Genomic DNA, 26,157 nt, shown 5'->3' on the forward strand with positions numbered 1-26,157 from the left:
ATTCTGAGCATAGAATGCCAAAACCCGCTCAGGCTAAAGCGCGGATTAAAGGGGAGAAATGTGAGTTTATTTAGCCATAAGTGAAATTGCGCTCTGCTGCGCGTGAGTTTGCAGGGTGGCGGGCGGGCGATAGAAGCGCACTACGTCGCCCACCAGCAACAGCGCAGGTGAACGCGCTTGTTCGCGTAGCACCGTCTGCGGTAGCTCGGCAAGCGTGGTGATGAGCACGCGCTGATCGGCCCGTGTGCCATTCTCAATGATTGCCACCGGCGTCTGCGCGCTGCGCCCGTGCGCCTGAAGTTGTGCGCTGATGCTGGCACTCCACTTCAGCCCCATGTAAAACACCAGCGTCTGATTTTCTGCGGCCAAACTGGCATCCGCCAGCTGCGGTTCGCCGCTTTTACCGTGACCGGTAATCAACCGCAGCGACTGCGCACAATCACGATGCGTTAAGGGAATGCCGCTACTCGCCGCACATCCCGCTGCCGCAGTGATGCCAGGCACTATCTGGCAACCTATCCCGGCTTGTTGCAGGCACAGCATCTCTTCGCCGCCGCGTCCAAAGATAAAGGGATCACCGCCTTTTAGTCGCACCACTTGCCGACCGCTTCGGGCTAAATCCACCAGCAGTTGATTAATCTGCTCCTGCTTTAAGCCGTGGCTACCGGGCTGTTTACCCACATCAATCGCCAGCGTGCTCGCCGGCACTTCCGCCATGATCGCCTCACTCACTAAGCGGTCATACACCACCGCATCAGCGTGCTTGATCAATCGCCAGGCTTTAAGCGTCAGTAGCTCGACGTCTCCCGGTCCGGCACCGACCAACCAGACGCAGCCTTGCGGTTGCTCACTGCCTGAGGGATTAAACAACTGTTCAAGGGATTCACTGGCTTGCGTCATGGTGTTTTCCGTTACTGCGCCACGCGCAGGGATGAGATCAGTTGTTTCAGCTCCGGAAGGCAGGAGCCACAGTTAGTGCCGCACTTCAGCGCCGCCCCGAGCGCTGCCGGAGAGTCGCAGCCCTGTGCGATTGCCTGGCGGATCGCCACTTCCCCCACGCCAAAGCAGCTACAGAGTGTGCGCCCTTGGCGAGTGCCCTGAGCGGGCCGTCCACCCAAAAGCGCATGCCGCTGCTGCGGCGAATCCGGCGCATGGCTGAAGGCCTGCGCGACAAATTGATGGTCGATCTCCGGCAACCACGGCGCGACATAGAATGCGCACGCCAGCTCGCCTTCACGCCAGCCCAGCATATGCAGCTGCTGCCCCGCCTGCGCCTGCTGCCATTGCAGCTGTGACAAACCCGGCAGCTGCATCAGCCATTCGCCGGCATTTGTGCAGCCCGCCAGGACATAGCGCTGCACCGCGGACTGCGGCGCACGCGACCAATAGAGCAGCTGCGGCGGCGTGATGATGTGCGGCAGCCAGAGCCAACCTTGCCATTGAGGACGTAGCGGCTGTAAACGCACCGCGGTCTGTTTTAATGCCGGTTGACCCGAATCAGGGCAGCAGCTGGCCGCCACTAATCCGTCGACATTAGCCTGGCCGCTGAACTGTCGAGTCCAGTGCATCGGCACAAAGAGCTGCCCGCGCCTGAGTCCGTTATCGATGGTCACGCGCCCACTCCACCACCCTAGCGCCGACTGCACGCGCGTGACGTCGCCATGACTCAAACCGTGTGCCGCCGCATCGAGTGGATGCAGGGCCACAAACGGCTCATCGAAATGCTGCATCAGACGCGGCACATTGCCGGTACGCGTCATGGTGTGCCACTGATCGCGGATGCGACCGGTGTTCATCAACAACGGATAGTGCTGATTGGTGAGGTTTTTGACGGGCATTGCCGGTGGCAGTAGACGTGCTTTACCGTCGGCATGAAAAAAGTGGCGCTCGGCAAACAGTCGCGCAGTGCCGCTGGGGGCATTGCCATTGATTGGCCACTGCACTGGCTCAAGTTGGTCATACTGCTCGCGCGTAATTGGCGCTAATGCACTGATATCAAATGCGCGCGTACCCTGATTCTCAAAGCCCGAAAGCGCGGCGTGTTCGGCAAAAATCTCGCTCGGATGCTGCCAGGCAAACGCCGCAGCAAAACCGAGGCGCTGCGCCACCTGTGCCAGCAGCCACCAATCAGCCTTTGCTTCGCCTGCAGGCGCGCTAAAACTGCGCTGACGAGAAATACGCCGTTCGGAGTTGGTCACCGTGCCATTTTTCTCACCCCACGCCTGGGCCGGTAACAGCACGTCGGCAAACCGCGCGGTATCGCTTTGTGCACTGACTTCCGATACCACCACCAACTCGCAGTTCGCCAGCGCCTGGGCCACGCGATTGCCTTCCGGCATAGAAACCGCCGGATTGGTGCCCATAATCCACACGGCTTTCACGTCACCCCGTTCAATGGCGTTAAACAGATTTAGCGCCGTCAGTCCGGGCTGGCGCGCAATGCGTTCGCTACCCCAGAAACGCGCTAGCCTATCAACCTCTTGCGCACTAAAACCCATATGCGCCGCCAGCTGATTGGCTAAACCGCCCACTTCACGTCCGCCCATGGCGTTCGGCTGTCCGGTCAGCGAAAACGGGCCGCAGCCGGCACGGCCGATCTTGCCGGTGAGCAGATGGGCATTGAGGATGGCGTTATTGTTATCGCTACCGGTTTGCGATTGATTGATGCCCATGCACCACAACGTCAGCACCCGCGACTGCGCATTAAACTGCTGCCAAAAAGCGAGGATGTCGCGCTCGTTCAGCTGGCAAGCCTGTGCTACCGCCACCACATCCCACGCTTCACAGGCGGCTAAGGTGCTTTCCACATTCGTCAGATGCGGCAACATGCTGGCATCCACGCCGTCATGATGTACCAGCCAGTTCAGCAGACCGGCAAACAGTGCACTATCCGACCCCGGCTGCAGCGCCAAATGCAGGTCGGCAATGTCACAACTGGCGGTGCGACGTGGATCGATCACGATCAGCTGCATCTCCGGGCGATTGGCTTTAGCCTGCACCAGGCGCTGCCACGCCACCGGATGCGCCCACGCTGCGTTAGATCCCACCAGTACCACCAGATCTGCCTGTTCGAAATCGTCATAGCAGCACGGCACGGCGTCGGCGCCAAAGGCACGCTTGTAACCGATTACCGCTGAGGCCATACATAAACGCGAATTGGTATCGATATTGGCTGCACCAATAAAGCCCTTCATCAGCTTATTGGCGGTGTAATAATCCTCTGTTAACAGCTGCCCCGAGCCGTAAAAGGCCACCGCCTGCGGGCCATGCCGATCGATAATGCGACGAAATTCGCTTGCCACATGATCCAGCGCAGCATCCATGCTGACACGCTGACCGTTAATCTGCGGCCACAGCAAACGCCCCTCGTGCGTCAGTGTGTCGCCTAACGTCGAACCTTTCACACACAGCCGACCCAAATTAGCCGGATGCTGGCGATCGCCACTGACCGGCGCATCCAACGCGTTCACCTCCACGCCGCAGCCTACGCCGCAGTACGGACAGGTGGTTTTCATGATGCCGCCGCCAGCGTGAGAATCGGCTGATGACCGAGCCACACTTTGCCGCCCTCCACGCGCACCGGCCAGCAGCGCAGCTGATGCTCAGCGTTATCGAGACTTTGCCCGTCGCGTAGCCGCACACGCTGTTTATAGAGCGGTGAAATCACCACTGGCTCACCCGCTACATCGCCGAGAATACCGCGTGAAAGCACGCTGGCTGAGGTGCCGGGTTCAATATCTTCCAGCGCATAAATTGCGTCGCCGAAGCGGAACAAGGCCACGCGCTGACCGCCGAGGCGTGCGCCAATCCCGGCAGAAGGTGGAATGGCATCGGCATCACAAATTGCGCTCCAGGGTTCAGCGGGCAAGGTGGTGGCGGGGATGATCTCCAGCGCCGCAGGCTGACGCTGGCCGCGTACCTGCACATAGTTGAGGGTTTCGTCAGGCTGCTGGCTGTTGATGGTGGCGGTAAACAGCGCACGACGCGAAGGATCCTGCAGCGTGCTGTGCCATTCGCACTGATAACGATCCACCACCTGCTGCATCTCCTGTTCCAGCAGCGCGGCAATGCCGAGTGAATCATCGATCACCACCTGACGCAGATAAGCCAGCCCGCCTTCCATGTTATCCATCCACACGCTGGTGCGTTGCAGACGATCGGCGGTACGCACGTAGAACATCAGAATGCGATCGACATAGCGCAGTAAGGTTTCATCATCGAGATCGCTGGCGAACAGATCGGCATGGCGCGGCTTCATGCCGCCGTTACCGCAGACATAAAGGTTCCAGCCCTTATCGGTGGCAATCACGCCAATGTCTTTGCTTTGCGCTTCAGCACACTCACGCGTGCAGCCAGAGACCGCCATTTTAATTTTGTGGGGTGCGCGCAGCCCTTTGTAGCGATTCTCCAGCGCAATGGCGAAGGCGGTGGAGTCCTGCACGCCATAACGACACCAGGTGGATCCAACGCAGGATTTTACCGTGCGCAGCGATTTGCCGTAGGCGTGACCGGTTTCGAAGCCCGCCGCAATCAGCCGCTCCCAGATATCCGGCAGCTGATCGAGGCGCGCACCGAACAGGTCGATGCGCTGACCGCCGGTGATTTTGGTGTAGAGATCGTAGCGAGCTGCCACTTCGCCAATTGCCATCAACCCCTGCGGCGTGATCTCACCGGCCGGCACGCGCGGTACCACCGAATAGGTGCCGTCTTTCTGAATATTGGCAAAGTAGCGATCGTTGGTGTCCTGCAGCGGCAGATGTTGCGGTTTAAGCAGATAGTCATTCCAGCACGACGCCAGCAGCGAACCCACCAGCGGCTTGCACACTTCACAGCCGTAACCGCGTCCGTGGAGCTGTAACAGCTGTTCAAAGCGGGTGATGTTACCAACGCGAATCAAGTGATACAGCTCCTGGCGTGACCAGGCAAAGTGCTCACAGATATCCTTCTTCACTTCCACGCCCTGACTGGCGAGCTGGAACTCCATCACCTGTTTGACCAATGCCGTACAGCCGCCGCAGCCAGTGGCGGCTTTCGTGCAGCTTTTTATCGCCGCCATATCGCCACAGCCGCTCTGCACCGCGCTGCAAATGTCCGCCTTGCTGACGTTATGGCATGAACAGATTTGTGCGCTAGCGAGCAATGCCGCCACGCCAGGCGCTTTCGCTGGCGCGCCAGCCAGCTGTGGCAGAATCAGGCTTTCGGGCGCTTCCGGTAGCGGTAGCTGATTGAGCATCATCTGCAGCAGGCTCGCATAATCACTGCTGTCGCCCACCAGCACGCCGCCAAGCAGGGTTTTACCCTCTTTGCACACCACCAGTTTTTTGTAAATGCCTTTGGGATTGTCGATCCACTGATAGCTTTGGCTGTCGGCGGTGCGGCCATGTGCATCGCCAAACGACGCCACTTCTACGCCGAGCAGCTTGAGCTTGGTGCTCATATCGGCGCCTCTGAATGCCAGTTGTTCCTGTGCCAGCTGCGCCGCCAGCACGCGCGCCATTTGATAGCCCGGGGCAACCAGACCAAAAATCTGTCCTTGCCACAGTGCGCACTCGCCAATTGCGTACACCTCTGCGGCGCTGGTGGCACAAGCGTCATCGATCATGATGCCGCCACGTTCGCCCAACTGGATGCCTGCCGCCCGTGCTAGCGCATCACGCGGACGGATACCGGCGGAAAACACCAGCAGATCGGTTTCGAGCAGGCTGCCGTCGGCAAAGCGCAGCTGCAAGCTACCCTCGGGTAAACGCACGATCGCTTCTGTTTGCTTGCTGGTGTGCACCTGCACGCCGAGCGCACTGATCTTGCCGCGCAGCATCTGCGCCCCCCCCTCATCCAACTGGACCGCCATCAGACGTGGCGCGAACTCCACCACATGCGTCTCCAGCCCCAGCTGCTTCAGCGCATTGGCGGCCTCCAGACCGAGCAGCCCGCCGCCGATCACCACGCCGCGCGTAGCTTGTTTGGCACAATCGGCAATGGCGTCCAGATCGGCCAATGTGCGATAAACAAAGCAATTCGCATCATCGTGGCCAGGCACCGGCGGTACAAACGGTACCGAGCCGGTTGCCAGCACCAGCTTATCCCATGCCAGTTCCGCGCCGCTGGCATCACGTAGGCTGCGCTTATCGGTATCAATCGCCACCACTTCACAGCCGCAGCGCAGTTCGATGCCGTATTGCTGAAAGAAGTTATTACTCACCAGCGACAGGTCTTCGGCGCTTTTGCCATTGAAGTAGTCGGTAAGATGCACACGATCGTAAGCCATCTGTGGCTCATCGCCGTAGACCACAATGTGATAGTGCTGATGCAGTTCGCGACTGACCAGCTGCTCGAGAAAATGGTGGCTGACCATGCCGTGACCAATCACGGCGAGAAGAGGTTTGCTCATCATCGGGCTTCCTGCAGCGCTCGGCTGCGTTGTGTTGTCGTCAAGACCGAACAGCGCGTTGATTCCCACGCGGGCGGCCTGTTGAAGGGGCAGCAGCAGCGCGCCAGCCGCCTGGCTGTCGCCAAACAGCAGCACGCCGCGCAATATGCCATCGCGCAAAAACAGGCGGCGATAGTGCTGATGAACAGGATCAAAACTGATGATGGATGGGCCTTCGCTGATGTCACCTGCACTGAACATCTCAATGCCGCTGACTTTAAGCCGCGTACCGTGCTCCTGATAATGAAAATCAGCCAGCGGTTCGCCGGCGAGTTGCGCCGCCAGAACCGCTGCCTGCGCCAGGCAGGGAGCGATCAAGCCGAAGGTTTCACCGTTGATTTCGCAGCACTCACCGAGGGCATAAACATCTGGCACTGCGCTTTGCAGTTGACGGTTGACGAGAATACCGCGCTGGCATGGCACGCCCGCCGCCTGTGCCAGCGCCACCTCGGGCACCACACCGATAGCGATCACCACCTGTTCTGCCGCGATGACTGCGCCATTGCTGAGCGTGACGCTATCAGCCTCAATTGATTGCAATGACGTGCTCAACCGACATGCAATGCCGCGCTGCGTTAGATGCTGCTGAAGTAGCGCACCCGCCTGGGCATCCAGCTGGCGATCAAGCAGCCACGGACGATGATGTAACAGCGTGACGTCGCGCCCACGCTGGCGCAGTGCCGCCGCCGCCTCCACGCCGATAAATCCGCCACCCACCACGACAACAGGGCCACGCTTCGCCAGCATAATATTCACGTCACGCACGGTGCGGAAACCCTGCACCTGTGGGCGATCAATGCCCGGCAGATCCGGCATGCGCGGCTGCGAACCGCAGGCGAACACCAGCTTGTCCCAGTGCAGCGTGCGACGATGGGTAAGCACCGTGCGGGCATCAATATCCACCTCCAGCGCCTCTTCCCCCATCAGCAGCTGCACTTGGTGTGCGGCGTACCATTCGGGTGAGTGAATCAGCGTGTCAGTAAAGGCTTTTTCACCCGCCAACACCGGCGATAACATGACGCGGTTGTAATTACCGTGCGGCTCACGGCCGATGACCGTGACAGTGTAACGACTTGCTGAACATTGTTGCAGTTCCTCTACCATGCGCATTGCTGCCATGCCGTTACCAATCACTACCAGTCGCTGCGCCATGTTTGCTCCTTACGCCACTGCCGTTTGCTTTTCATACAGGAAGTGCAGAATTAGCTGGCGCAGTTGGTGATAGCGCGGCTCATCGGCCATCGCCACACGTGAACGCGGACGCAGCAAATCGATGTTGAGAATGTCACCGACCTGTGCGGCGGGTCCGTTGGTCATCATTAACACGCGATCGGACAGCAGCACTGCTTCATCCACATCGTGCGTGATTAGCACAATGGTGGTGTTGAGCTCCTGCTGGATGCGCATCACGCTGTCCTGCAAATGGGCTCGCGTTAACGCATCCAGCGCGCCGAACGGCTCATCCAGCAGCAGCACGCGCGGCTTCATCGCCAGCGCTCGCGCAATGCCGACGCGTTGCTTCATGCCGCCGGAGATCTCCGATGGACGCTTATGCATCGCATGCCCCATCTGCACCCGGTTGAGGTTGTGCTCTATCCACTCACGCATCTCGCCTTTGTTCATCTGGCCTTTGAACACTTGCTGCACCGCCAGCTCAACGTTTTGATACGCCGTGAGCCACGGCAGCAGCGAATGGTTTTGAAACACCACGGCGCGCTCTGGACCAGGACCGCTAATCTCACGGTTTTCACACAGCAGCACGCCGCTGCTCGGCTGCGTCAACCCGGCGACCAGGTTCAATAGCGTGGATTTGCCACAGCCGGAGTGACCAATCAGGCTGAGCGTTTCCCCTTCATGGATATCAAAACTGACATTATCGAGAGCGAGGAACTCGCCGCCGCCGGTAGTAAAGCGCTGGCTAACCTGCTGTAAGCGAATGATTGGATTCATTAGGGTTTCCTTATTTATCCCAGCTAAAACGGCGCGCCAGCAGGATCAGCGCTTGCTCAAGTAGCAGCCCGACGACACCAATCACCATGATGGCGATCAGGATGTTTTCTACGTTGAGGTTGTTCCACTCGTTCCAGATCCAGAAACCGATGCCGAGGCCACCGGTCAGCATTTCAGCGGCAACGATCACCAGCCATGCGATGCCCATCGACAAACGCATGCCGGTTAATACCGCAGGCAGCACCGCCGGGAACAGAATGCGGCGCATCACCGTCCACTCATTGAGCCGTAGCACGCGCGCAACGTTGAGGTAATCTTGCGGAATACGCTGCACCCCTTCGGCGGTATTGATCACCATCGGCCAGATTGAGCAGATGAAGATGGTCCAGCTTGAGGCCGGTTCGGCACGTTGAAACAGCAACAGGCCAATCGGCAACCAGGCAAGCGGACTGACCGGACGTAGCAGCGCAATGATCGGATTGAGCATGTGCGCGACAAAACTGAAGCGGCCAATCAGGAAGCCTGCGGGAATGCCCACCAGCGCTGCCAGGGCAAAGCCAATCGCCACACGTTGCAACGACGCCACCACGTTCCAGCCAATGCCCTGATCGTTGGGGCCGTTGTTGTAGAACGGATCGGCAAACAGCGTGACGGCAGCCTGCCAGGTGGCATACGGCGTGGGAAAGCCTTTGCTCGACATTGATGCCAGTTGCCAGACAAACAGCAGCAGAATGATGCCGCAGCTGGCGGGGATCAGCCGTTGCAGCAGTGGACGTAACCGACGTTGACGCCGACGCGGTGCGGGTGCCACCTTGAGCGCAATCACCTGTGCAGGTTGCGCGGCAATTGGCGCAGAGTGGAGCGTGCGTGCTTCAGATTTCATCATGACCTCGCTTAACTGCGTTTAATGGCAAAACTGTCGGCATAGGCTGCGGGATCGCTGCCGTCCCACACTTTGCCGTCGAACAGCCTACTGCTGCGCATGTCGCTGCCTGGCACGGCGATGCCGCCTACCGCGCTGGCAGCCTGTTTGTAGATATCGATGCGGTTAATCTGACGCGCCACCGCGGCATAATCTGGCTCGGCTTTCACCATCCCCCAGCGCTTCATCTGCGTCAGGAACCACATACCGTCGGAAATCCACGGGAAACTCACTTCGCCGTCGTGGAAGAAGCGCATGCCGTGCGCGTCCTGCCAGCGCTGACCGAGGCCGTTTTCATAGTGACCCAGCATGCGGCCCTCCAACGTTTCCACTTTGGTATTGATCCACGCGCGGCCAGCGAGAACCTGCGCGGTCTCTTTGCGGTTATCGTCAGAAGCGTCGATCCAGCGTGCGGCTTCCAGCACGGCGGCGGTTAGCGCACGCGCGGTGTTCGGGTTCTGTTGCACCCATGCCGCGCGTGTGGCGAGAATTTTTTCTGGATGATCCGGCCAGATTTGCTGAGTGGTGGTCGCGGTAAAGCCGATGTTGTCGCTGATGGCACGTTGATTCCACGGCTCACCAACGCAGAAGCCGCTCATGTTGCCCATCTTCATGTTCATCACCATTTGCGGCGGCGGGACTACCACGGTGCGGACATCCTCAAAGGGATCGATACCGGCGTTGGCCAGCCAGTAGTAGAGCCACATAGCGTGGGTGCTGGTGGGAAAAGTATGCGCAAAGGTGAACGTCCCTTTCGCCTGGCTGGCGATCAGCTTTTGCAGACTGCCTGCATCGGTGACTTTCTGATCTTTCAGCTGATTAGCCAGCGTGATGGCTTGGCCGTTGTTGTTGAGCGTCATCAGATTGGCCATATCATGCTGCGGCCCGGCGATGCCCAACTGCAGGCCATAAATCATGCCATACAGCGCGTGTGCTGCATCCAGCTCGCCCGCAGTAAGTTTGTCACGTACCGCCGCCCAGCTGGCCTCCTTACTCGGTTGCAGCGTCAGACCATATTTTTTATCGAAACCTTTTACAGCCGCCATCACCACCGGTGCGCAATCTGTGAGCGGAATAAACCCGATGCGAACACTGCTTTTTTCAGGCGCATCGGAACCGGCGGCCCACACCGCATTGCGTAAACCCGGCAGTAAATAACTCCCGCCAACCACTGCACTTCCTACCAGAAACTGACGCCGTGACACCGTAAACCGCGTTTTGCTCATCATGCGCATCCTGAAAAAAAGGAATAAAAAAAGGCGTCCTTCCACCTATAAAACAGGGGGCCGGACGCCTTTATCCAAAGCACTCGCTTCACCGCCGTTGGCAAAACAAATGCGCAATGTCTGTAGGGTATTGCAAAGCCTGTGCCAAAAAATTTTTCAATGATTTATTAGGCGCAGAGGCAATAAACTGCGCGTTGAGCGCCGGATTTGCACTGTGCTGACGCACCCTACGCACAGGGTTTGTGCAGCTACCTCGTTCGGGTTATGCCTTCAACGTCGCAGCAACCGCCAGCACTGCCTGGGCAATTTCCAGCACGCGTTTGTTCTGATTCATGGCGCTTTTACGCAGCGCTTGCCACGCATCCTGCTCGCTGAAATGATGCTGCTGCATTAGCCAGCTTTTGGCTTGATCGATGATCTTACGTTCATCCAGTGAGGTGCGCATCATGGCCAGCTCATCGGCCTGCACCTGTAAGCGGTGTGCCTGTTCGCGGATCAGGGTTAACACCGATCGACCCAGTTGTGGCGCAAGGCCATTGCTGTCGAGTGTGGTTTCGCTGCCGGAGAGCCAGCTGGCCCCAGCGACATATAACGAGAAACTGGCATCTTCCGTCGGTGCGAGAGCCGGATGGTCTGCCTGTTGCGCGGCAGCAATCGCGCGCTGGCAGCTGCGCATCAAGGTGGCACACAGCGTATTTTCGATCTGCTTCATCTGATCAAGCCGCGTGCTAAGCAGCGTAAACCACAGCAGTACGCCATTTTCGCCACACTGCGCACCGGTACAAGCGATGCGTCGCAACCGCTCAATCTGGCTGCCTGCATCGGCTATCACGCGCCAGCGCTGCAGGTTCTCGGCATCAGCAAACTGACTGAAAGTGGCAAAACTCTGTTCCTGGGCATCAATCAACGCCTGAATGCACTGCCGCTGTGCCTCGCTAAATTCACCCGCAGCAAATCCTGCAGAACCGGTGGCGCGTTCTTGTCCCGCTAGCTCTTTACCCTGCATAAAGCTGAATAGCGCGATGAGCGCACGTGAGATATCCGGCTCACTGGCGGTGTCCGCCGCTTCAAACACCAGATTAAGCAGAGTGCAGATAATGTGATTAAAGGCGTCCATCGCCTGGGCTTGCGTTACGCTGCGGTTGTGCACCTGCTGACGTAGCGCCGTTAAGCCGTCTAGCGCCTGCAGCGCAGTGGCGATCAACATGCAAAAACGGCTATAGCCGGGCTGTGCCTCTGCCTCCGGCAGTACCGCCATCGCACTTCGCTCGCGCTGCTCTACCTCCGCCACACGCTGCTTGAGCTCCGCACCAAACAGCCGGCCTGCCGAGCAAAGCCAGATATTGCTGGCACCTCGCTCACGCTGCAGCACGTGAACAAGCTCGCTGATGGCGGTGATTTGCTCACCGGTACGCAGCAAACGTTGCAAGCTGGCAATTTCACTGGCGCGACTGGCACGCAGGTACTCTAAAGCCCGATTCATTGCTATCTCCTGCCCATTACCGGTTAAAGCAGTTAATTAAGCAAAACCCGTGCCGGACCAGGATAAAAAACGGCAGAATCGGGCGCGGAAATTCCGAAATTAAGAAAATTGTTTCCCTGGGCAATCTTTTTTATTTTACATAAATAGATTAATCTTATTTACCATTTATGATTGGCACTAGCAGCCACCAAAAGCCGTTACGCCAACGTGTATCGCTTACCGCACCGAATAAATTAACTGAGCTTATCTATCACCGTGACTATGTGTTTTATATCATCGGCCTGCGCTGCTTTTTCACCCGCTAGCACGGGATTTCTCGTGGTGCAATGGTTTGAATTCTCAAAAGTCTTAGGTAGACTTAGTTCAGCACTATCTTTCTGTAATCTGTCTGTTTTTTTGATGGCTTTCTTGCTGCCTAATCTGCCTGCCTAACCGGCCCGTGCCGCAGATTACTCTGCAGCTAATCTGATGAAATTTGAGGATCATGGTGAATAAGAGTCTCGTGCTTGTCTTACTCGCGGTGTTAAGTCTGGCTGCTTGTAAAGCGCCACCGCCGCCCGTTACTGATGACACACTGGTAACCAGCGAAGTAAATGGCGTGCAACTGGTCCATCGTCATGCGGTGGCAGCACCTGCTGAGTTCACGCCGGTTAATGAGAGCTATCGCGCACTGTATGCGGCTTCCGTGATGACCACGCCTGATTTTGGTGGCAAGGTGGTGCGCTATCTCGATAACGCCAAACCGTTTGAAGTTCTGGGTCGTGTTGAACACAGCTGGCTTGCGGTGGCTGATGAACCGAATGGTCAGCTGATCGGCTATATTCCGCCAAAAGCCGGCGTGGAGAGCAGCCGTTATGACGCGACCATCCGTAGCGATCGTCCACGTCCTCGCCGTAACAGCAAACAGGTCTGTGTGGCCGTTGGAGGCGCCAGTAAAGCTTGTCGCACTAACGATACCGCGACCTGGATCTTAGACTGATAATGCAATCCGGCGCACAGTGCTTGTCGATATGGCTGTGATTTTCGCCCTTGCCTGGATAACCAAGATTTAATGACTCAGGATTCCCTTGCTCGCGATGGCATTGTCGCGGGCAATGATAACCTTTTGCTTAATGCCGCAGCACCGATTCTGAATGCCGTCGTCCGCATACGGCAGGCCGCCACGCATGACGATCCTGCCGGTTTGCGTCAGTTACTGATCGAAGAGATCCGTCAGTTTGAGCAGCGCTGTAAACAAGCGGGGCTGCCGTTTGAGATGATCATCGGCGCGCGCTACTGCCTGTGCAGCGTGCTGGATGAAGCCGCGGCGCAAACGCCGTGGGGCACGCGCGGCGTGTGGTCTGGTAACGGCATGTTAGTGACTTTTCATAATGAAAGCTGGGGCGGCGAGAAATTTTTCCAGCTGCTTTCGCGCGTGTCACAAAGTCCACAGCAGCATCTTTGGCTGCTGGAACTGATCCACTATTGCCTGCTGCTCGGCTATGAAGGGCGCTATCGCGGCAGTGAGAATGGCCGCGTGCAGTGCGAAGCCATCCGAAAACGTCTGGCGCAACTGATCGCTGAAAACCGCCCGTCGAGCGCGAATGCCGCAGTACCGCTGGTGGAAGTGCATCCGCTGGTGAGCACCTTAACGCGTCCGATGGTGCCGCTATGGGCCTGCGTGACCTTAGCGACCCTGGTGGCCAGCCTGATTTATAGCGGGCTGAACTGGCGACTGGGCAACGCGGCTGAACCGCTGTTACGTACTATCTATCAAACTCCCTTGCCCCAAATCACGCCCGGCCGTCGCCCTACTTCGCCGCAGGCGCTGCTCGATCTCCATCAACGCCTTAATGATGTGATTGCCGCTGGTCAGCTGGAAGTGAGCGACGGCGCATTCGGCAGCAAAGTGATAATTCCCGCCGATAAACTGTTTTCCAGTGATGGCACCGTGGTGAATCAGGTGGGTCGCGCGCTTTTGGCCCACGTTGCCAGCGCGATGAAGACGGTGAAAGGCACGGTGCTGGTTTCGGTCTACACCGATAATAGCCCGGTCGACGGCCGTTTCGCCTCAAGCTATGAATTCTCTTTTGCCCGCGCACGCGCGGTGACGCAGCTGCTTAATCCGCAGTTAGCTGAAGGCCACAGCGTGAAAGCGGAAGGTCGCGGCGACAGTAATCCGCTGCTGCCGAATGACAGCAATGAAAACCGCGCGCGCAATCGCCGGGTGGAAATCACCCTGTTTGCGACACCGGAAACCCTCGGCAATCATCAGGGAGGCCAATGATGCGCGCATCACTGCAACATCTCTTAACCCATCGATTACTGTGGAGCCTGATTGGCGTCACCGCGCTCAGCTGCGTGCTGTGGATGCTCGGCCCGCTGTGGAGCTGGGGCGATACGCGGCCGCTCGAGCCGGTATTGCCGCGTCAGCTGGTGGTGGGTCTGCTGTTCTTGCTGTGGCTGCTGTTCCAGTTTATTCCGGCGCTGTGGCGCGGCTGGTTCAACAGCAAACTGCTTAATCGCTTGCAGCAGATGAGCCAGGAAGAGTTATCCGATCGTCAGGCTACCGAAACGCTGCTGGCGCAGCGCTTCAGCGAAGCAGCACTGCGCCTCAAGCGCACGCAATTTGGTCGTCGTCATCAGAAGAGCTGGCTGGCACGCTTTCAGAGTCACTACCTTTATCAGTTGCCGTGGTACGTGATGATTGGCGCACCGGGTGCCGGTAAAACCACGGCGCTGCTCAACGCCGGATTAGAGTTCCCGCTGACTGACAGCCTCGGCAAAGCGGCCATCCGCGGCGTCGGCGGTACGCGACATTGCGACTGGTGGTTTACCGACAGCGCGGTGCTGATCGACACCGCTGGCCGTTACGCCTTGCAGGAGAGTCAGCGCGCGCGCGACGGCGCTGAATGGCAAAGCTTTATCAACCTGCTGAAACGCTATCGCACTCGCCAGCCAATCAACGGTGTGATCATGACTATCAGCGTCTCCGATCTGCTCACAGATTCGGCGGAGGCGCGCCATGCGCAGGCCAGCGCGCTGCGTGAGCGCATGGCGGAACTGCATCAGCACACCGGCATCCATTTCCCGGTTTACGTGATGGTAACCAAAACCGATCTGCTGAAAGGTTTTATGAGCTTTTACGGCAGCCAGAGCAAGCCGCAGCGCGATGCCATCTGGGGCTTTACCTTTCCGTGGGAACCGGGCAAACCGCATAAAGATGATTGGCACCGCAGCTTTAGCCAGCAATATCAGCACTTAGAGCAGCGTTTGCAGCAGCAGTTGGCCAACGTGATGGCCAGCGAACGCGATTTGACGCAGCGCGCCGACAGCTTCCTGTTCCCGCAGGAGTTCAGCTCGCTGCGTCCGCTGCTGAATGAGTATCTCGACGTGGTGTTCTCCAGCCATCAGGAGCCAATTGCCTGGTCGGCGCGCGGTCTGTTCTTTACCAGCGGCACCCAGGAAGGTTTGCCGTTTGACCGCATCATGGGTGAGCTGAACCGCAAATTGCAGCTGCCGCATACTGGTGAAAGCAGCCTGGCAGCCTGGGATAGCGTCAATCGCAGCAGCCCGATTCCCGGCAATAAAGGCCAGAGTTTCTTTATCCGTGATTTGCTGAGTGACCTGGTGTTTCGCGAAAGCGGTTTAGCAGGCAGCAATCGCCACTGGGAATACCGTAACCGCCTGTTCCACTGGATTGGCTATGGCGTGCTCACCGGCGCCCTGCTGCTACTCTCCTGTTTGTGGCTCACCAGCTACGTACAGAATCAGCGTTATCTGGATCAGGTAGCTGAGCGCATTGCGCCGATCACCGTGCAAAGTCAGCAGGTGATTCATCAGCCCGCCGATAATATTTTTGATCTGCTACCCTTCTTAAATAACCTGGTAAAACTGCCGTTGTCTGAGCGTTTTTCCCTCGACAATCCACCGCTTACCATGCGCGTGGGTTTGTATCGTGGTACCCAGGTAAGCGATGCGGCGTGGGCGCTTTATCAAAATGCGCTTAAGTCTCTCCTGTTGCCACGCGTGGCCCAGCAGATCACTAATTTGCTGCGTGACGATCCGGGCAACGATAACGAATATAGTCGCAATGCGCTGCGTGCCTATCAGATGCTGTATCAGCCGCGCAATTATGACGGCGAGTTTCTGCGTGGCTGGCTGATGCAAAACCTGCAGCGTACGCTGCCCAGTGATGTCAGCGCGCGTGATTTGCAGCAGCTCGACTGGCATCTTAGCCAGCTGCTGGATCAGCAGATTCAATCTTCGCCGTATGCACGTGATAATGCATTAATGATGCGCAAGCTTGCGGAGAATCTGAAAAATGCCGGTGAAAGTAGCAATACGCTGGCGATTGCGCCGCATGCCGCTGCGCAGCGATTGACCAGACACAGTGAGTAATGGTGAGGTAACGATGCCGACACACACTGCGCCGGGCTGGTACGGTAAGTTACCGGCTACCGGCGATTTTTTGCGCCAGCGTCTGAGCGAACATACCGTGACGCCGTGGAGCCACTGGTTTCAACAAGGATTGATGCACTGGCATCAGCAGCCGGGTGCCAGCACCGCGCAGTTTTTGCAGGCGCCGGTGTGGAATTTTGTGTTACCGCTTTCGCCGTTGCGCCAGCAGGTGCAGATGGGCTGTCTGCTGCCCTCGAGCGATCGCGTGGGCCGTGCCTGGCCGCTGCTGGCGCTGCGTAGTTTTCCACTGAGCCACTGGCACAGTGCGCAGCTGGCGATGTCCGGCGACTGGTTTCAGGAGCTTGGCGCGCTGCTGCTGCACGCGGTACGCGATCGGCTCAACCCCGATGCGCTGGAGCAGCAAATGCAGCATTTGTCGCCGCTGATGGTGCCGGATACCCAGCGCAGCGACATTATGGACGTGATTGGTTTTGAGGATTTGCCCTGCACGCTAAGCTGGCGTGAAGTGGCCGACAGGTTCGATCCGCAGCAGCACATCAGCTACTGGTGGAGTAATCGCAGTGACGGTTTTAGCCATGCCACGCATAAGCACAGTGGCCCGCTTACTGCGCAACTGTTTACGTTATTGTTTAACCCGGCGTCTGGTGCACAGCCGGGCCGCAACGGCCTCTATCCACCGATGTTTGAATAGGCCGCAGCGTTTGCCTTGTTAACGGGAAGACTCATGCAATTTACCATTGTGCAGTGCAATACGGATGTGCCGGCAAAAACGGTTGATTTTAAACCGCCCGGCGGCACCATCGGCCGCAGTCAGGATAACGATCTGGTACTGCCCGACGAATCGCGTGCGATATCGCGTCTGCAGGCGCTGGTACACCTTTCGCCGGAAGGCGAGTGCCGTTTAACCAATCAAGGCAGCGTCACCTCGGTGGTGCTGAATGGCGTCGCGCTGCAACGCGGCTCGCAAGTGGCGTTGCAAGATGGTGATACGCTACAAATTGGTGAGTACGGGCTTGAGGTGCGCGATCCCAATAACCTCAACGCGAGTCGGGGCGATCCGCTGGCTTTTTTTGCCGACAACACTGACGATCCGCTTGGCATGTTGCAGCAGCCGGAGGCCATCCCCGAACCTGTCGCCCGCGCTGAGCGCCGCAACGATCCGCGTCTGGCTATCGACCCGCAAAGCGATGCGCCGACGTTACCGAACGTGTTACCTGGTGCCAGCCAGGACAAGCTGATCGCCGCGCTGCTGGAAGGCATGGGGCTGAACAACGGCCAGCAAACCGCCATCACCGAAGAGCAGATGCGCGTGACCGGCCGCATGCTAAGTCTGTTCTCGCAAGGCACCGTCGCCCTGCTCTCCTCGCGCTCGATTCTGAAGCGCGGCGTGAAAGCCGACATGACGATGATCCTTAATGAAGCCAATAACCCGTTTAAAATTCTGCCATCGGGCAAAACCGTGCTGATGCAGATGTATCAAAGCCAGATGCCCGGCTTTATGCCGCCGGAACCGGCGGTGCGTGATGCGCTGGTGGATTTACAGGCGCATCAGCTTGGCATGATTGCCGGTATCCGCGCCATTATCGCCGCGATGTTGCAATCGTTTAGCCCGCAGCGCCTTGAAGAGGAGGCGCGTAAAGATGGCGTGTTGCCAAAGCTTGGGTTCAGCAGCGGTCGCAAAGCGGCAATGTGGGATTATTTCTCGCGCCACTATCAGCGCACCGCCGGTGAAATTGAAGATGACTTTCACACGCTGTTCGGCGAAGCCTTCCTGCATGCCTATGATATGGAAGTGAATCAATACAAAGATTCTCAGACGCGGACCGAAGACGCATGAAGATGATGTTTGCCAGCCGCTGCCAGCAAGGTATGCGCGACGAAAATCAGGACCGCACCGGCGCCGAACTGGACGATCACAAAGCCTGTTTCCTGGTGTGTGATGGCGTTGCCGGTCTGCCTGGCGGTGATATCGCCGCTCAGCTGGTGCGCGATACCTTACTGACGCAGTTACAGCACAGCGAGACCTTTACCCCGGAAAGCACGCGCGCCGCCATCGAACACTGCCAGCAGGTGCTGATTGAGGCACAGGGAAAAAATCCGAATTTTTCACGCATGAGCACCACCCTCGCCGCGCTGTTTATCGACCGCGAAAAACAGCGCGCATGGTGGGCGCACGCCGGGGATAGCCGGGTTTATCACTTCCGTCATGGGGTGCTGAATCAGGTGACGCGTGACCACAGTCTGGCCCAGCAGTTACGTGAGGCGGGCTATGAAAATACCGGCATTAACAGTAATTTACTCTATAATGCGCTCGGTGTTGAGCCTGCACGCCCCGCCACGTTTAGTGAGGTTATTTCACTCACCGATGGCGACGCGTTTCTCGTCTGCAGCGACGGATTCTGGCTCAATCTCACCACCCACGAAATGGAACTGGCACTGCGCATGGTAAATGCCTGCGAAGAGTGGCTGACTTTGATGGAACAAGCCGTTAACCGCAGTGTGAAAAGCGACAATCTCAGCGCTCTGGCAGTCTGGATTGGCGAACCGCAGGAAGCGACGCTGCTTTACTCCCAGGCTGATGCGGCACGTTTTCTGCCGTCACGTTATTGATCCAAGGATTCTTATGAAAGTGTGGTTGACGGGCTTCGCAACCCTGTTGCTGGCCTTAAATGCGCAGGCAGAAGATTATCGCGTGGTGTATTCCCCGAGCCTGTCATTGGAAGTCTATATCGATGACGTGGCCAGTAAGGCGCCCAATGACTGGTGTAAAGAGACGCTGCCGCTGCGCATCGTTTCCGGCAAAAGTACCGACTCCAGCATTTTAACCAGCTTCCTGCCGCGCGTCGGTACGCTGCTGGCAAATCAGTGCGGTTTGCTGGATGAGCTGCCGTGGCAGATGACCAACAAAGAGGGCAGCGTGCTGGCAAACGGCAGCGCGGCCAAACTGCAGAACTGGCGGCCGATCGTGTTAAACGATGCCACCGTCAGCGCCACCAGTACTAATGCGGCGCCACTCGATTTGTCTCGCCCGGCGGATAGCACACCGCTGCAGCATTTTGCGCTGCCCGGCGGCTGCCACTTCCGTACCTGGTGGGACGATAAAGGCGAATCGCTATTTATTCCGGATAATCCACAACAGCACTGCTCTACGGAAGGCTGGCTGGAAGGCCCAAGCGACATGACGCTGATGAGCGCAGGCAAAGCGCACAAAGTGGCGCTCAACTTCTATCAGGGCTATCCCATTGCTGACCTGAAAATGAGCGGTCCGCCGCTGGAAGTGGTTTCGATCAATAACCAGCGCATGATTGTTACGCGTCCGGATGCCGATGATAGCTGGCTGGTGCTGCCCTTTGATGCCCAACAACATGTGTGGCGCTTTAGCGGCACGCTATTAGTGAAGATGGACAAAACCGCTGACCAGGATAACGATGTTCTGAAGAAGCGGGTTGAAACATTACGCGGCGTTTGGTCGCCGCAGTTTATGCCACAGCAAAAAGTGACTGTGTTACTGATTGACACCCTGCATGCGGATCTCGCCGATCCGGCGATTGGTGCCTGGCGTAACATTAATTAATTAGCGGTCGTTGCCTGCCGTCAATCGTATGACGGGGCGCTTCAGGACGTGTTCAGAGAGTTCACTATGTCGGCAAACGAAAACCATACACCTAACGCCCTTCCTGCGGGCTACCGGTTTAATGAATTTGAAATCAAGGAAGTGATTGGCGGCGGCGGCTTTGGCATTGTTTACCGTGCCTGGGATCATCAGCTGGAGCGCACTATCGCCATCAAAGAGTACATGCCGGTGTCGCTGGCGGTACGCGCGGCGGATATGTCGCTGGAACTGCGCGGTGAGCGTTTCCATAAGTTATTTACCGCAGGACGCAACAGCTTTATTCAGGAGGCGCGCCTGCTGGCGCGCTTCAATCATCCCGGCTTGCTGCACGTATTGCGCTTCTGGGAAGAGAACGGTACCGCTTATATGGGCACCCTCTATTACAGCGGCATGACGTTGAAAGAGTGGCAGATCACCAGTCCGGACAGCATTGATGAAAGCTGGATCCGTCGTCTGCTGCCGCCGCTGTTTGGGGCGATTGATACCATCCATACCGCCGGTTATCTGCACCGTGATATCTCGCTGGATAACATCCAGATTCAGGAAAACCAGCTGCCGGTGCTGCTCGACTTCGGTTCGGCGCGCAAAGAGATTGGCAACCTTTCCGACGAAACTGAGATCATGCTGAAGCCCGGCTTTGCCCCGATTGAACAATACAGTGAAGAAGGCGAAATCGAGCAAGGTCCGTGGACCGATATTTATGCCCTCGGTGCGGTGCTGCACAATCTGATCACCGGTCATGCGCCGCCGGTCAGCGTGGTGCGCTGTATCGAAGATAACTATCAACCGCTGGTAGAGCGCCAGCCGGAAGGCTATTCGCTGCCGTTGCTGCACGCCATTGACTGCGCGTTAGCGATGAAACCCGAGGATCGTCCGCAAAGCATTGATGCCTTTGCCAGTTTGATCGACCTGCCGGTCAGCGATGTCGAAGCGCTCTCGACGACTTTACCGACGGTGGCTGAGCCTCCTGCGCCAGCAGAGCCGGTCATGGTCACAACGGAACCGCAGGTTTTGGCGGTGAATCACGCTGCAGCAGCCGTTGAGCCCTTAACCCCGCGCAACGTGCGCCGCTTATCGCCTGGATTAGTGGCAGCCGCCGCGATTGCCATTCTGGCGGTGGTGGTGGTGGTATGGAAAGCGAATCGTCACAGCGAAGCGCCGCCCGTCGCGGCTACCACCGCTCCGGCAGCGCCTGCTGCGCAAGTCAGTAGTGCGGTGAGCAGTTCGCCCACGGTGGCAACGGTTTATCTGCGCTTGCAGGCGGGCGAGAATGTGATGCTGAATGGGGAAGCCAAAGATGTGAAACCCTCGAGCAGCGGATTTGCCTCGCTGAATCTGGCTGCCGGTAACTATCGCATCGAAGTGCGTAACGGCAACCAGGTTTATAGCCAATCACTGACCATCGATCAGCCTGGAACCTGGCTGATCAACCCCGCACAGTAATAAGCCTTAGCGCGCTGCGGAACTCTGCAGCGCTCTGACTTCTGCCGCCAGGCGCGTCAGCGCCTCTTCCTGCATACCGCGATTACCCAGCTCCTGCTCCAGCGCATACAGATACTGTGCGTTGGTGCCCAGCGGGCCACTGGCTTGCGCGATAAGCGGTGCGATGGTGCGGCGGCAGGAGTCGGTTTCATACAGCGGATGACGCGGGTCCATGATGAACACCAGCGCGGTAACGTTGCGACCATCCTCCAGCTGCAGTTCGCACCAGGTGGGCAGATAGCAGCCGGTGATCATCTCACGCTTCCACAGCAACTCCAGTTCATCGTGCAGACGCGATTCCGGCAAACGGAACGCCAGCCCGCTGGTTGAGCCGCCCTCTTTCAACGCCAGCATGCGGCCAGGTGCGGTAACGGTGCCGCGTCCGGCAATCAGACGCAGACAAAAGGCGCGATGCCAGCCTTCTAAACGGCCCGGTGCGACTTCGGCCGCTTCAAAAATCGGATTCCACATCAGCGAACCGTAGCCAAAAATCCACACCGGACTTTGGTCAGGGCGACAGGCAAGCGTGGCAGAGAGCGATGCCGCACGCTTTTCGCAACTCCAGAACAGTGCTTCATCAATATCGCCAAATGATGTTTTACAATCTGCTTTTAATAAAAATTCCCGCGTTAACACTGTACCTCCTCTGCTGCACTGACATCTTGCCGGTGTGTTTGCTGAAAACTGATGTCTACAGGCGACGCGCGTTGCATCGACTTAAGAGAAGACATTAATTCATTTTTAACAAAAATTTCAAGATTGACCCCGATCACAAAAGGGAAATTCTGTGTAAATAGCATCGGCTGCCTGGCGAGGAACTTGAATGATGAGGGGAAATGGCGCGGCGGGCCGCATTAGCCCGCAGGGGAAATTAATGTTTAGGGTGCCACTTGTCGTCTTCACCTTTAGCGTACTCTTGCTTGACCGCTGACCAGGCGACTTTATGGGCAACCTCTTCTTTATGGGCAACCTCTTCGCGCATGGCTCGGCAAGACATGACGCACGCTGTCCGGCAGCTCACGGTTTGCTGAATAAGGCATAGTTCCTCCTGTTTCAACCCTAAGCGTTAAGCCTGGAACATATGCGCTAAAACGCAAACCCACACTTTTACTGGCAACAACGATAAAATAGGGTTAAACCACTATAAAACAGAGTATGAAGGAGAATTAACGGGATGAATATCGTTAATAAGTGAGTTTGTCACTATCGCAACATAATGAATATGTGACGTAATCCTGCAATAACTCACTCTTTTGTCGTGTTATGTTTGATAACCGCTTTTAGTAAAATCGCGTAAAGTCACAGCAGCACAGCTGATGAAAAGTTACACTGCGTTGCGTCAGAAAACTCATTATATTTATCAGGCAATGATTGCCTGCTTGGTTCTTTTTTCCGGAGAGGATGGTAAATGCCTGCACATGAGAAAACCCGTCACACAGAGTACTCACTGATTTTCCCCGTTGCTGCGCTGGCGGTGCTGAGCTTCTTCGGCAACCAGACAGCGCTTCTGCCGGTGATCGGCATCAACCTGCTGGCGCTGGTCGCCATCCTCTTTAGCGCTTTTAGCGTTGTACGTCATGCCGACGTACTGGCGCACCGTTTAGGTGAACCCTACGGCTCGCTGATTCTCAGCCTTTCGGTCGTGATTCTTGAAGTTAGCCTTATCTCCGCGCTAATGGCCACCGGCGATGCCGCGCCTGCGCTGATGCGCGATACGCTCTACTCCATCATCATGATAGTGACCGCCGGTTTAGTCGGCTTCGCCCTGCTGCTGGGAGGCCGCAAGTTTGCTACCCAGTACGTCAACCTGGCGGGCGTTAAGCAGTACATGATCGCCATTTTCCCGCTGGCAATTCTGGTGCTGGTGTTTCCCAATGCGTTACCGGGCGGTAATTTCACCACCACGCAGGCGCTGATTATTGCGGCCATCTCTGCGGCGATGTATGGCGTGTTCCTGCTGATTCAAACCAAAACCCACCAAAGTCTGTTTGTATATGAGCACGAAGATGATGGTGACGATCCACACCACGGCAAGCCGTCAGCGCACAGCTCGCTGTGGCATACCGCGTGGCTGATTGTGCATCTGATTGCGGTAATCACCGTCACCAAGATGAACGCTAACCCGCTGGAAAGCCTGCTGACCGAGTTGAACGCACCGGCGCAGTTTACCGGGTTCCTGGTGGCGCTGCTGATACTGTCGCCGGAAGGTTTGGGCGCGATTAGAGCCGTGCTGATGAACCAGGTGCAGCGCGCGATGAATCTGTTCTTCGGTTCGGTGCTGGCGACCATTTCTCTTACCGTTCCGGCGGTTACCATTATTGCCACCCTTACCGACCAGCAATTGGTGTTCGGCCTTGAGCCGCCACAAATGGTGATCATGAGCGCCGTACTGATTCTGTGCCATATTTCGTTCTCCACCGGACGCACCAACGTGCTGAACGGGGCCGCGCATCTGGCGCTGTTTGCCGGGTATTTGTTGACGATTATGCTGTAAGTGACCGATCGCCCTTGCTGGCGACCAGGCAATAAAAAAGGCGCCATCGGCGCCTTTTTCACATCTGATAACAATCAGTTGCTGGTATCCAGCTCTGGGAAACGCTTCACCAGATCGTCAATCGCTTTCATCTGCGCCAGGAACGGCTCCAGTTTGTCCAGCGGCAGCGCGGATGGGCCATCACACTTGGCGCTGTTTGGCTCTGGGTGCGCTTCAATGAACAGACCCGCGATGCCAACCGCCATACCGGCACGCGCCAGCTCAGCAACCTGTGCACGACGTCCACCGGACGCTGCACCGAACGGGTCACGGGTCTGCAGCGCATGGGTAACGTCGAAGATCACCGGGCTGTTGTGGGTGACATTTTTCATTACGTTGAAGCCGAGCATGTCGACCACCAGGTTGTCGTAACCAAAGTTGCTGCCACGGTCGCACAGAATAACCTGATCGTTGCCGCCTTCGACAAATTTGTCATAGATGTTGCCCATCTGGCCAGGGCTGACAAACTGTGGCTTCTTCACATTGATAACTGCGCCGGTTTTCGCCATCGCTTCCACCAGATCGGTTTGGCGTGCGAGGAAAGCGGGCAGCTGGATGACATCAACCACGTCAGCCACCGGCTGCGCCTGGGAAGCTTCGTGCACATCGGTGATGATTTTCACGCCGAAAGCCTGCTTCAGCTCCTGGAAAATCTTCATGCCCTCTTCCAGGCCTGGACCGCGATAAGACTTGATGGAAGAGCGATTTGCTTTATCAAAAGAGGCTTTGAACACGTAAGGGATACCGAGTTTATCGGTGACCTTAACGTAATGTTCGCAGATGCGCATGGCGAGATCGCGCGATTCCAGCACGTTCATGCCGCCGAAGAGAACGAATGGCAGATCGTTTGCGACCTTGATATCGCCAATATTCACTACTTTCTGTGTCATGATCTTTCCTTATATCTTGTGACGCTTAGTGAAGCGTCACCTGTTTCTGTTCGATTGCGTGAATCTGCACTTTAATCATTTCGCTGACCGGGTCTTCAGGACATTGCTCAACGAAATAGGTCAAGTCGGTCAAGGCGATGTGTTCACACTCTAACTGCGCGTAAATCAGCCCGCGATCGCGGATTTCATAAGGATCGTCCGGATCGATCTGCAGCAGCACCTGGCTGACGTTCAGCGCCAGTTCCATCTGCTTCTCTTCCATCAGCGCGGATTTCAAGGTGTCGAGCAGCTTGCGCATCACGTTAATGGTCTTGGCTTCATCGAGATCGTCGTTATACAGCTTGGCGGTTGGGCTGATGTTGCCCTTTAGCCACACTTCCAAGGTATGCGTATCCAGCGTCTCGCCGTTGAACGGATTGATCAGCCACATTTCGCCGTCGAGCCAGTCGGCACGCAGAATCAGCTGAGTGGGAAAAATCACCGGCATCAGCGGCAGCTCCAGCTCATCGGCGATATGCAGCAGAATTACGCCTAACGATACCGCGGTGCCCTGGCGGCTCTTCAATACTTTGTCGATCCACAGCGCATCGGAGAGATTGTAGACGCCGCTGGCGCCGCCAAATCCCCACTGGCGATAGAACAGTTCTAACAGCTTACCCAGCTGCAGATCGGCGTCCTGTTCACTGCTAACGAATTCACGGGCTTCATCAACCAGCGCGGCCAACTGTTGTTGCACAGAAGGCGCAGAAAAATCATTGCGTATGGCGCATGTGGCGCCAATCACCGCTTCACTCAACGGTGTTTCACTGTAATCGAGTTGCTCTGGCGAGGTCATACAATCCCCAATAACGGCATTTTGGTCATCGCCAGCTTAATCACAAACAGTAAAGCTACGATTGCAATCAGGCAGGCGATCCAACGTGTCCCCATTTTACGTGGGCGACGGCTCAATGCCACGGAACCTAAGGCGATGTAGATAATAACCGCTAACAGCTTCTCCGTCAGCCAGCTTCCTTGCGGGGTGAACGGATAAAAGTGGGTAATCATCACTAACAGCGCACCGCTTAACAGCAAAAACGTGTCGTTAACGTGCGGCGTAATCCGCACCCAGCGGCGCTGTAGCATGGCTGAACCGGTGCACTGCCAGTAAAAACGCAGCAAAAACAGGCTGATGGTCAGGGCCACGGTTAGCAGATGAAAATGTTTGATCAGGGGATACCAGCTCGCCAT

20 protein-coding genes and 1 pseudogene are annotated in these 26,157 nt (G+C 57.0%); 9 read left to right on the plus strand and 12 right to left on the minus strand.

Features of this window, described 5'->3' with window-relative positions; all coding sequences use genetic code 11:
* Positions 1-66: 66 nt before the first annotated feature.
* From cobA to WH298_RS01055, 7 genes are all read right to left on the minus strand, one after another.
* Entirely contained in the window at positions 67-900 is an 834-nt protein-coding gene (gene cobA, locus WH298_RS01025; protein ID WP_180821969.1) for a uroporphyrinogen-III C-methyltransferase, read from the minus strand.
* 11 nt (positions 901-911) lie between these two features.
* Positions 912-3,515, minus strand: a complete 2,604-nt coding sequence (locus WH298_RS01030) for a nitrate reductase (protein ID WP_180821970.1) — start codon at positions 3,513-3,515, stop codon at positions 912-914.
* Positions 3,512-7,579, minus strand: coding sequence for a nitrite reductase large subunit NirB (gene nirB / locus WH298_RS01035; RefSeq protein WP_180821971.1), 4,068 nt, complete (start codon positions 7,577-7,579; stop codon positions 3,512-3,514). The genes WH298_RS01030 and nirB overlap by 4 nt, the downstream gene beginning before the upstream one ends.
* Positions 7,580-7,588: 9 nt before the next feature.
* A complete protein-coding gene (locus WH298_RS01040) occupies positions 7,589-8,377 on the minus strand; it encodes an ABC transporter ATP-binding protein (RefSeq protein WP_180821972.1) in 789 nt (262 codons plus the stop codon).
* A gap of 10 nt (positions 8,378-8,387) precedes the next feature.
* A complete protein-coding gene (gene ntrB, locus WH298_RS01045; protein ID WP_180821973.1) occupies positions 8,388-9,260 on the minus strand; it encodes a nitrate ABC transporter permease in 873 nt (290 codons plus the stop codon).
* 11 nt (positions 9,261-9,271) lie between these two features.
* On the minus strand, positions 9,272-10,528 hold the full coding sequence (locus WH298_RS01050) for a CmpA/NrtA family ABC transporter substrate-binding protein (protein ID WP_422616019.1): 1,257 nt from the start codon (positions 10,526-10,528) through the stop codon (positions 9,272-9,274).
* Between the two features lie 259 nt (positions 10,529-10,787).
* A complete protein-coding gene (locus WH298_RS01055) occupies positions 10,788-12,008 on the minus strand; it encodes a nitrate regulatory protein (protein ID WP_180821975.1) in 1,221 nt (406 codons plus the stop codon).
* Between the two features lie 484 nt (positions 12,009-12,492).
* On the opposite strand from WH298_RS01055, the gene WH298_RS01060 reads away from it, so the two are divergent.
* The 8 genes from WH298_RS01060 to WH298_RS01095 all read left to right on the plus strand — a co-directional run bounded on the left by WH298_RS01060 (position 12,493) and on the right by WH298_RS01095 (position 21,465).
* Positions 12,493-12,987, plus strand: coding sequence for an SH3 domain-containing protein (locus WH298_RS01060; protein WP_180821976.1), 495 nt, complete (start codon positions 12,493-12,495; stop codon positions 12,985-12,987).
* A gap of 72 nt (positions 12,988-13,059) precedes the next feature.
* Positions 13,060-14,274: a type IVB secretion system protein IcmH/DotU gene (icmH, locus tag WH298_RS01065; protein ID WP_007892855.1), complete on the plus strand. Its 1,215-nt coding sequence runs from the start codon at positions 13,060-13,062 to the stop codon at positions 14,272-14,274.
* The gene (tssM, locus tag WH298_RS01070) at positions 14,274-16,388 is read left to right on the plus strand and encodes a type VI secretion system membrane subunit TssM (RefSeq protein ID WP_007892857.1); all 2,115 of its coding nucleotides are present in this window, start codon (positions 14,274-14,276) and stop codon (positions 16,386-16,388) included. The genes icmH and tssM overlap by 1 nt, the downstream gene beginning before the upstream one ends.
* Positions 16,389-16,401: 13 nt before the next feature.
* A complete protein-coding gene (gene tagF / locus WH298_RS01075) occupies positions 16,402-17,100 on the plus strand; it encodes a type VI secretion system-associated protein TagF (protein WP_007892859.1) in 699 nt (232 codons plus the stop codon).
* A 33-nt stretch (positions 17,101-17,133) separates the two neighbouring features.
* The gene (tagH, locus tag WH298_RS01080; protein WP_180821977.1) at positions 17,134-18,246 is read left to right on the plus strand and encodes a type VI secretion system-associated FHA domain protein TagH; all 1,113 of its coding nucleotides are present in this window, start codon (positions 17,134-17,136) and stop codon (positions 18,244-18,246) included.
* Positions 18,243-19,019 (plus strand): PP2C family protein-serine/threonine phosphatase, encoded by a 777-nt coding sequence (locus tag WH298_RS01085; protein WP_049852050.1) that lies wholly within the window; start codon positions 18,243-18,245, stop codon positions 19,017-19,019. The genes tagH and WH298_RS01085 overlap by 4 nt, the downstream gene beginning before the upstream one ends.
* Positions 19,020-19,032: 13 nt before the next feature.
* Positions 19,033-19,983: a hypothetical protein gene (locus WH298_RS01090; protein ID WP_180821978.1), complete on the plus strand. Its 951-nt coding sequence runs from the start codon at positions 19,033-19,035 to the stop codon at positions 19,981-19,983.
* 66 nt (positions 19,984-20,049) lie between these two features.
* Positions 20,050-21,465: a serine/threonine protein kinase gene (locus WH298_RS01095; RefSeq protein WP_180821979.1), complete on the plus strand. Its 1,416-nt coding sequence runs from the start codon at positions 20,050-20,052 to the stop codon at positions 21,463-21,465.
* A 6-nt stretch (positions 21,466-21,471) separates the two neighbouring features.
* On the opposite strand, the gene WH298_RS01100 is transcribed toward WH298_RS01095, so the two are convergent.
* Together WH298_RS01100 and WH298_RS01105 are read right to left on the minus strand one after the other, a co-directional pair.
* Entirely contained in the window at positions 21,472-22,140 is a 669-nt protein-coding gene (locus WH298_RS01100) for a gamma-glutamylcyclotransferase (RefSeq protein ID WP_007892873.1), read from the minus strand.
* 235 nt (positions 22,141-22,375) lie between these two features.
* Positions 22,376-22,544, minus strand: a pseudogene (locus tag WH298_RS01105) (ChaB family protein).
* A gap of 368 nt (positions 22,545-22,912) precedes the next feature.
* On the opposite strand from WH298_RS01105, the gene chaA reads away from it, so the two are divergent.
* Entirely contained in the window at positions 22,913-23,998 is a 1,086-nt protein-coding gene (gene chaA / locus WH298_RS01110) for a sodium-potassium/proton antiporter ChaA (RefSeq protein WP_007892878.1), read from the plus strand.
* A gap of 74 nt (positions 23,999-24,072) precedes the next feature.
* Here the strand turns inward: chaA and kdsA are convergent, their stop codons facing one another.
* The 3 genes from kdsA to WH298_RS01125 are packed head-to-tail and all read right to left on the minus strand — an operon-like array spanning position 24,073 to position 26,157.
* Positions 24,073-24,927 carry a 3-deoxy-8-phosphooctulonate synthase gene (gene kdsA, locus WH298_RS01115; protein WP_180821980.1) on the minus strand — a complete coding sequence of 285 codons (855 nt, stop codon included), beginning with the start codon at positions 24,925-24,927 and terminating at the stop codon, positions 24,073-24,075.
* 25 nt (positions 24,928-24,952) lie between these two features.
* Positions 24,953-25,762, minus strand: coding sequence for an invasion regulator SirB1 (sirB1, locus tag WH298_RS01120; protein WP_180821981.1), 810 nt, complete (start codon positions 25,760-25,762; stop codon positions 24,953-24,955).
* Positions 25,759-26,157, minus strand: coding sequence for a SirB2 family protein (locus WH298_RS01125; RefSeq protein WP_180821982.1), 399 nt, complete (start codon positions 26,155-26,157; stop codon positions 25,759-25,761). The genes sirB1 and WH298_RS01125 overlap by 4 nt, the downstream gene beginning before the upstream one ends.

Origin of the sequence: Pantoea nemavictus (assembly GCF_037479095.1) — a bacterium.
GTDB lineage: Bacteria > Pseudomonadota > Gammaproteobacteria > Enterobacterales > Enterobacteriaceae > Pantoea > Pantoea nemavictus.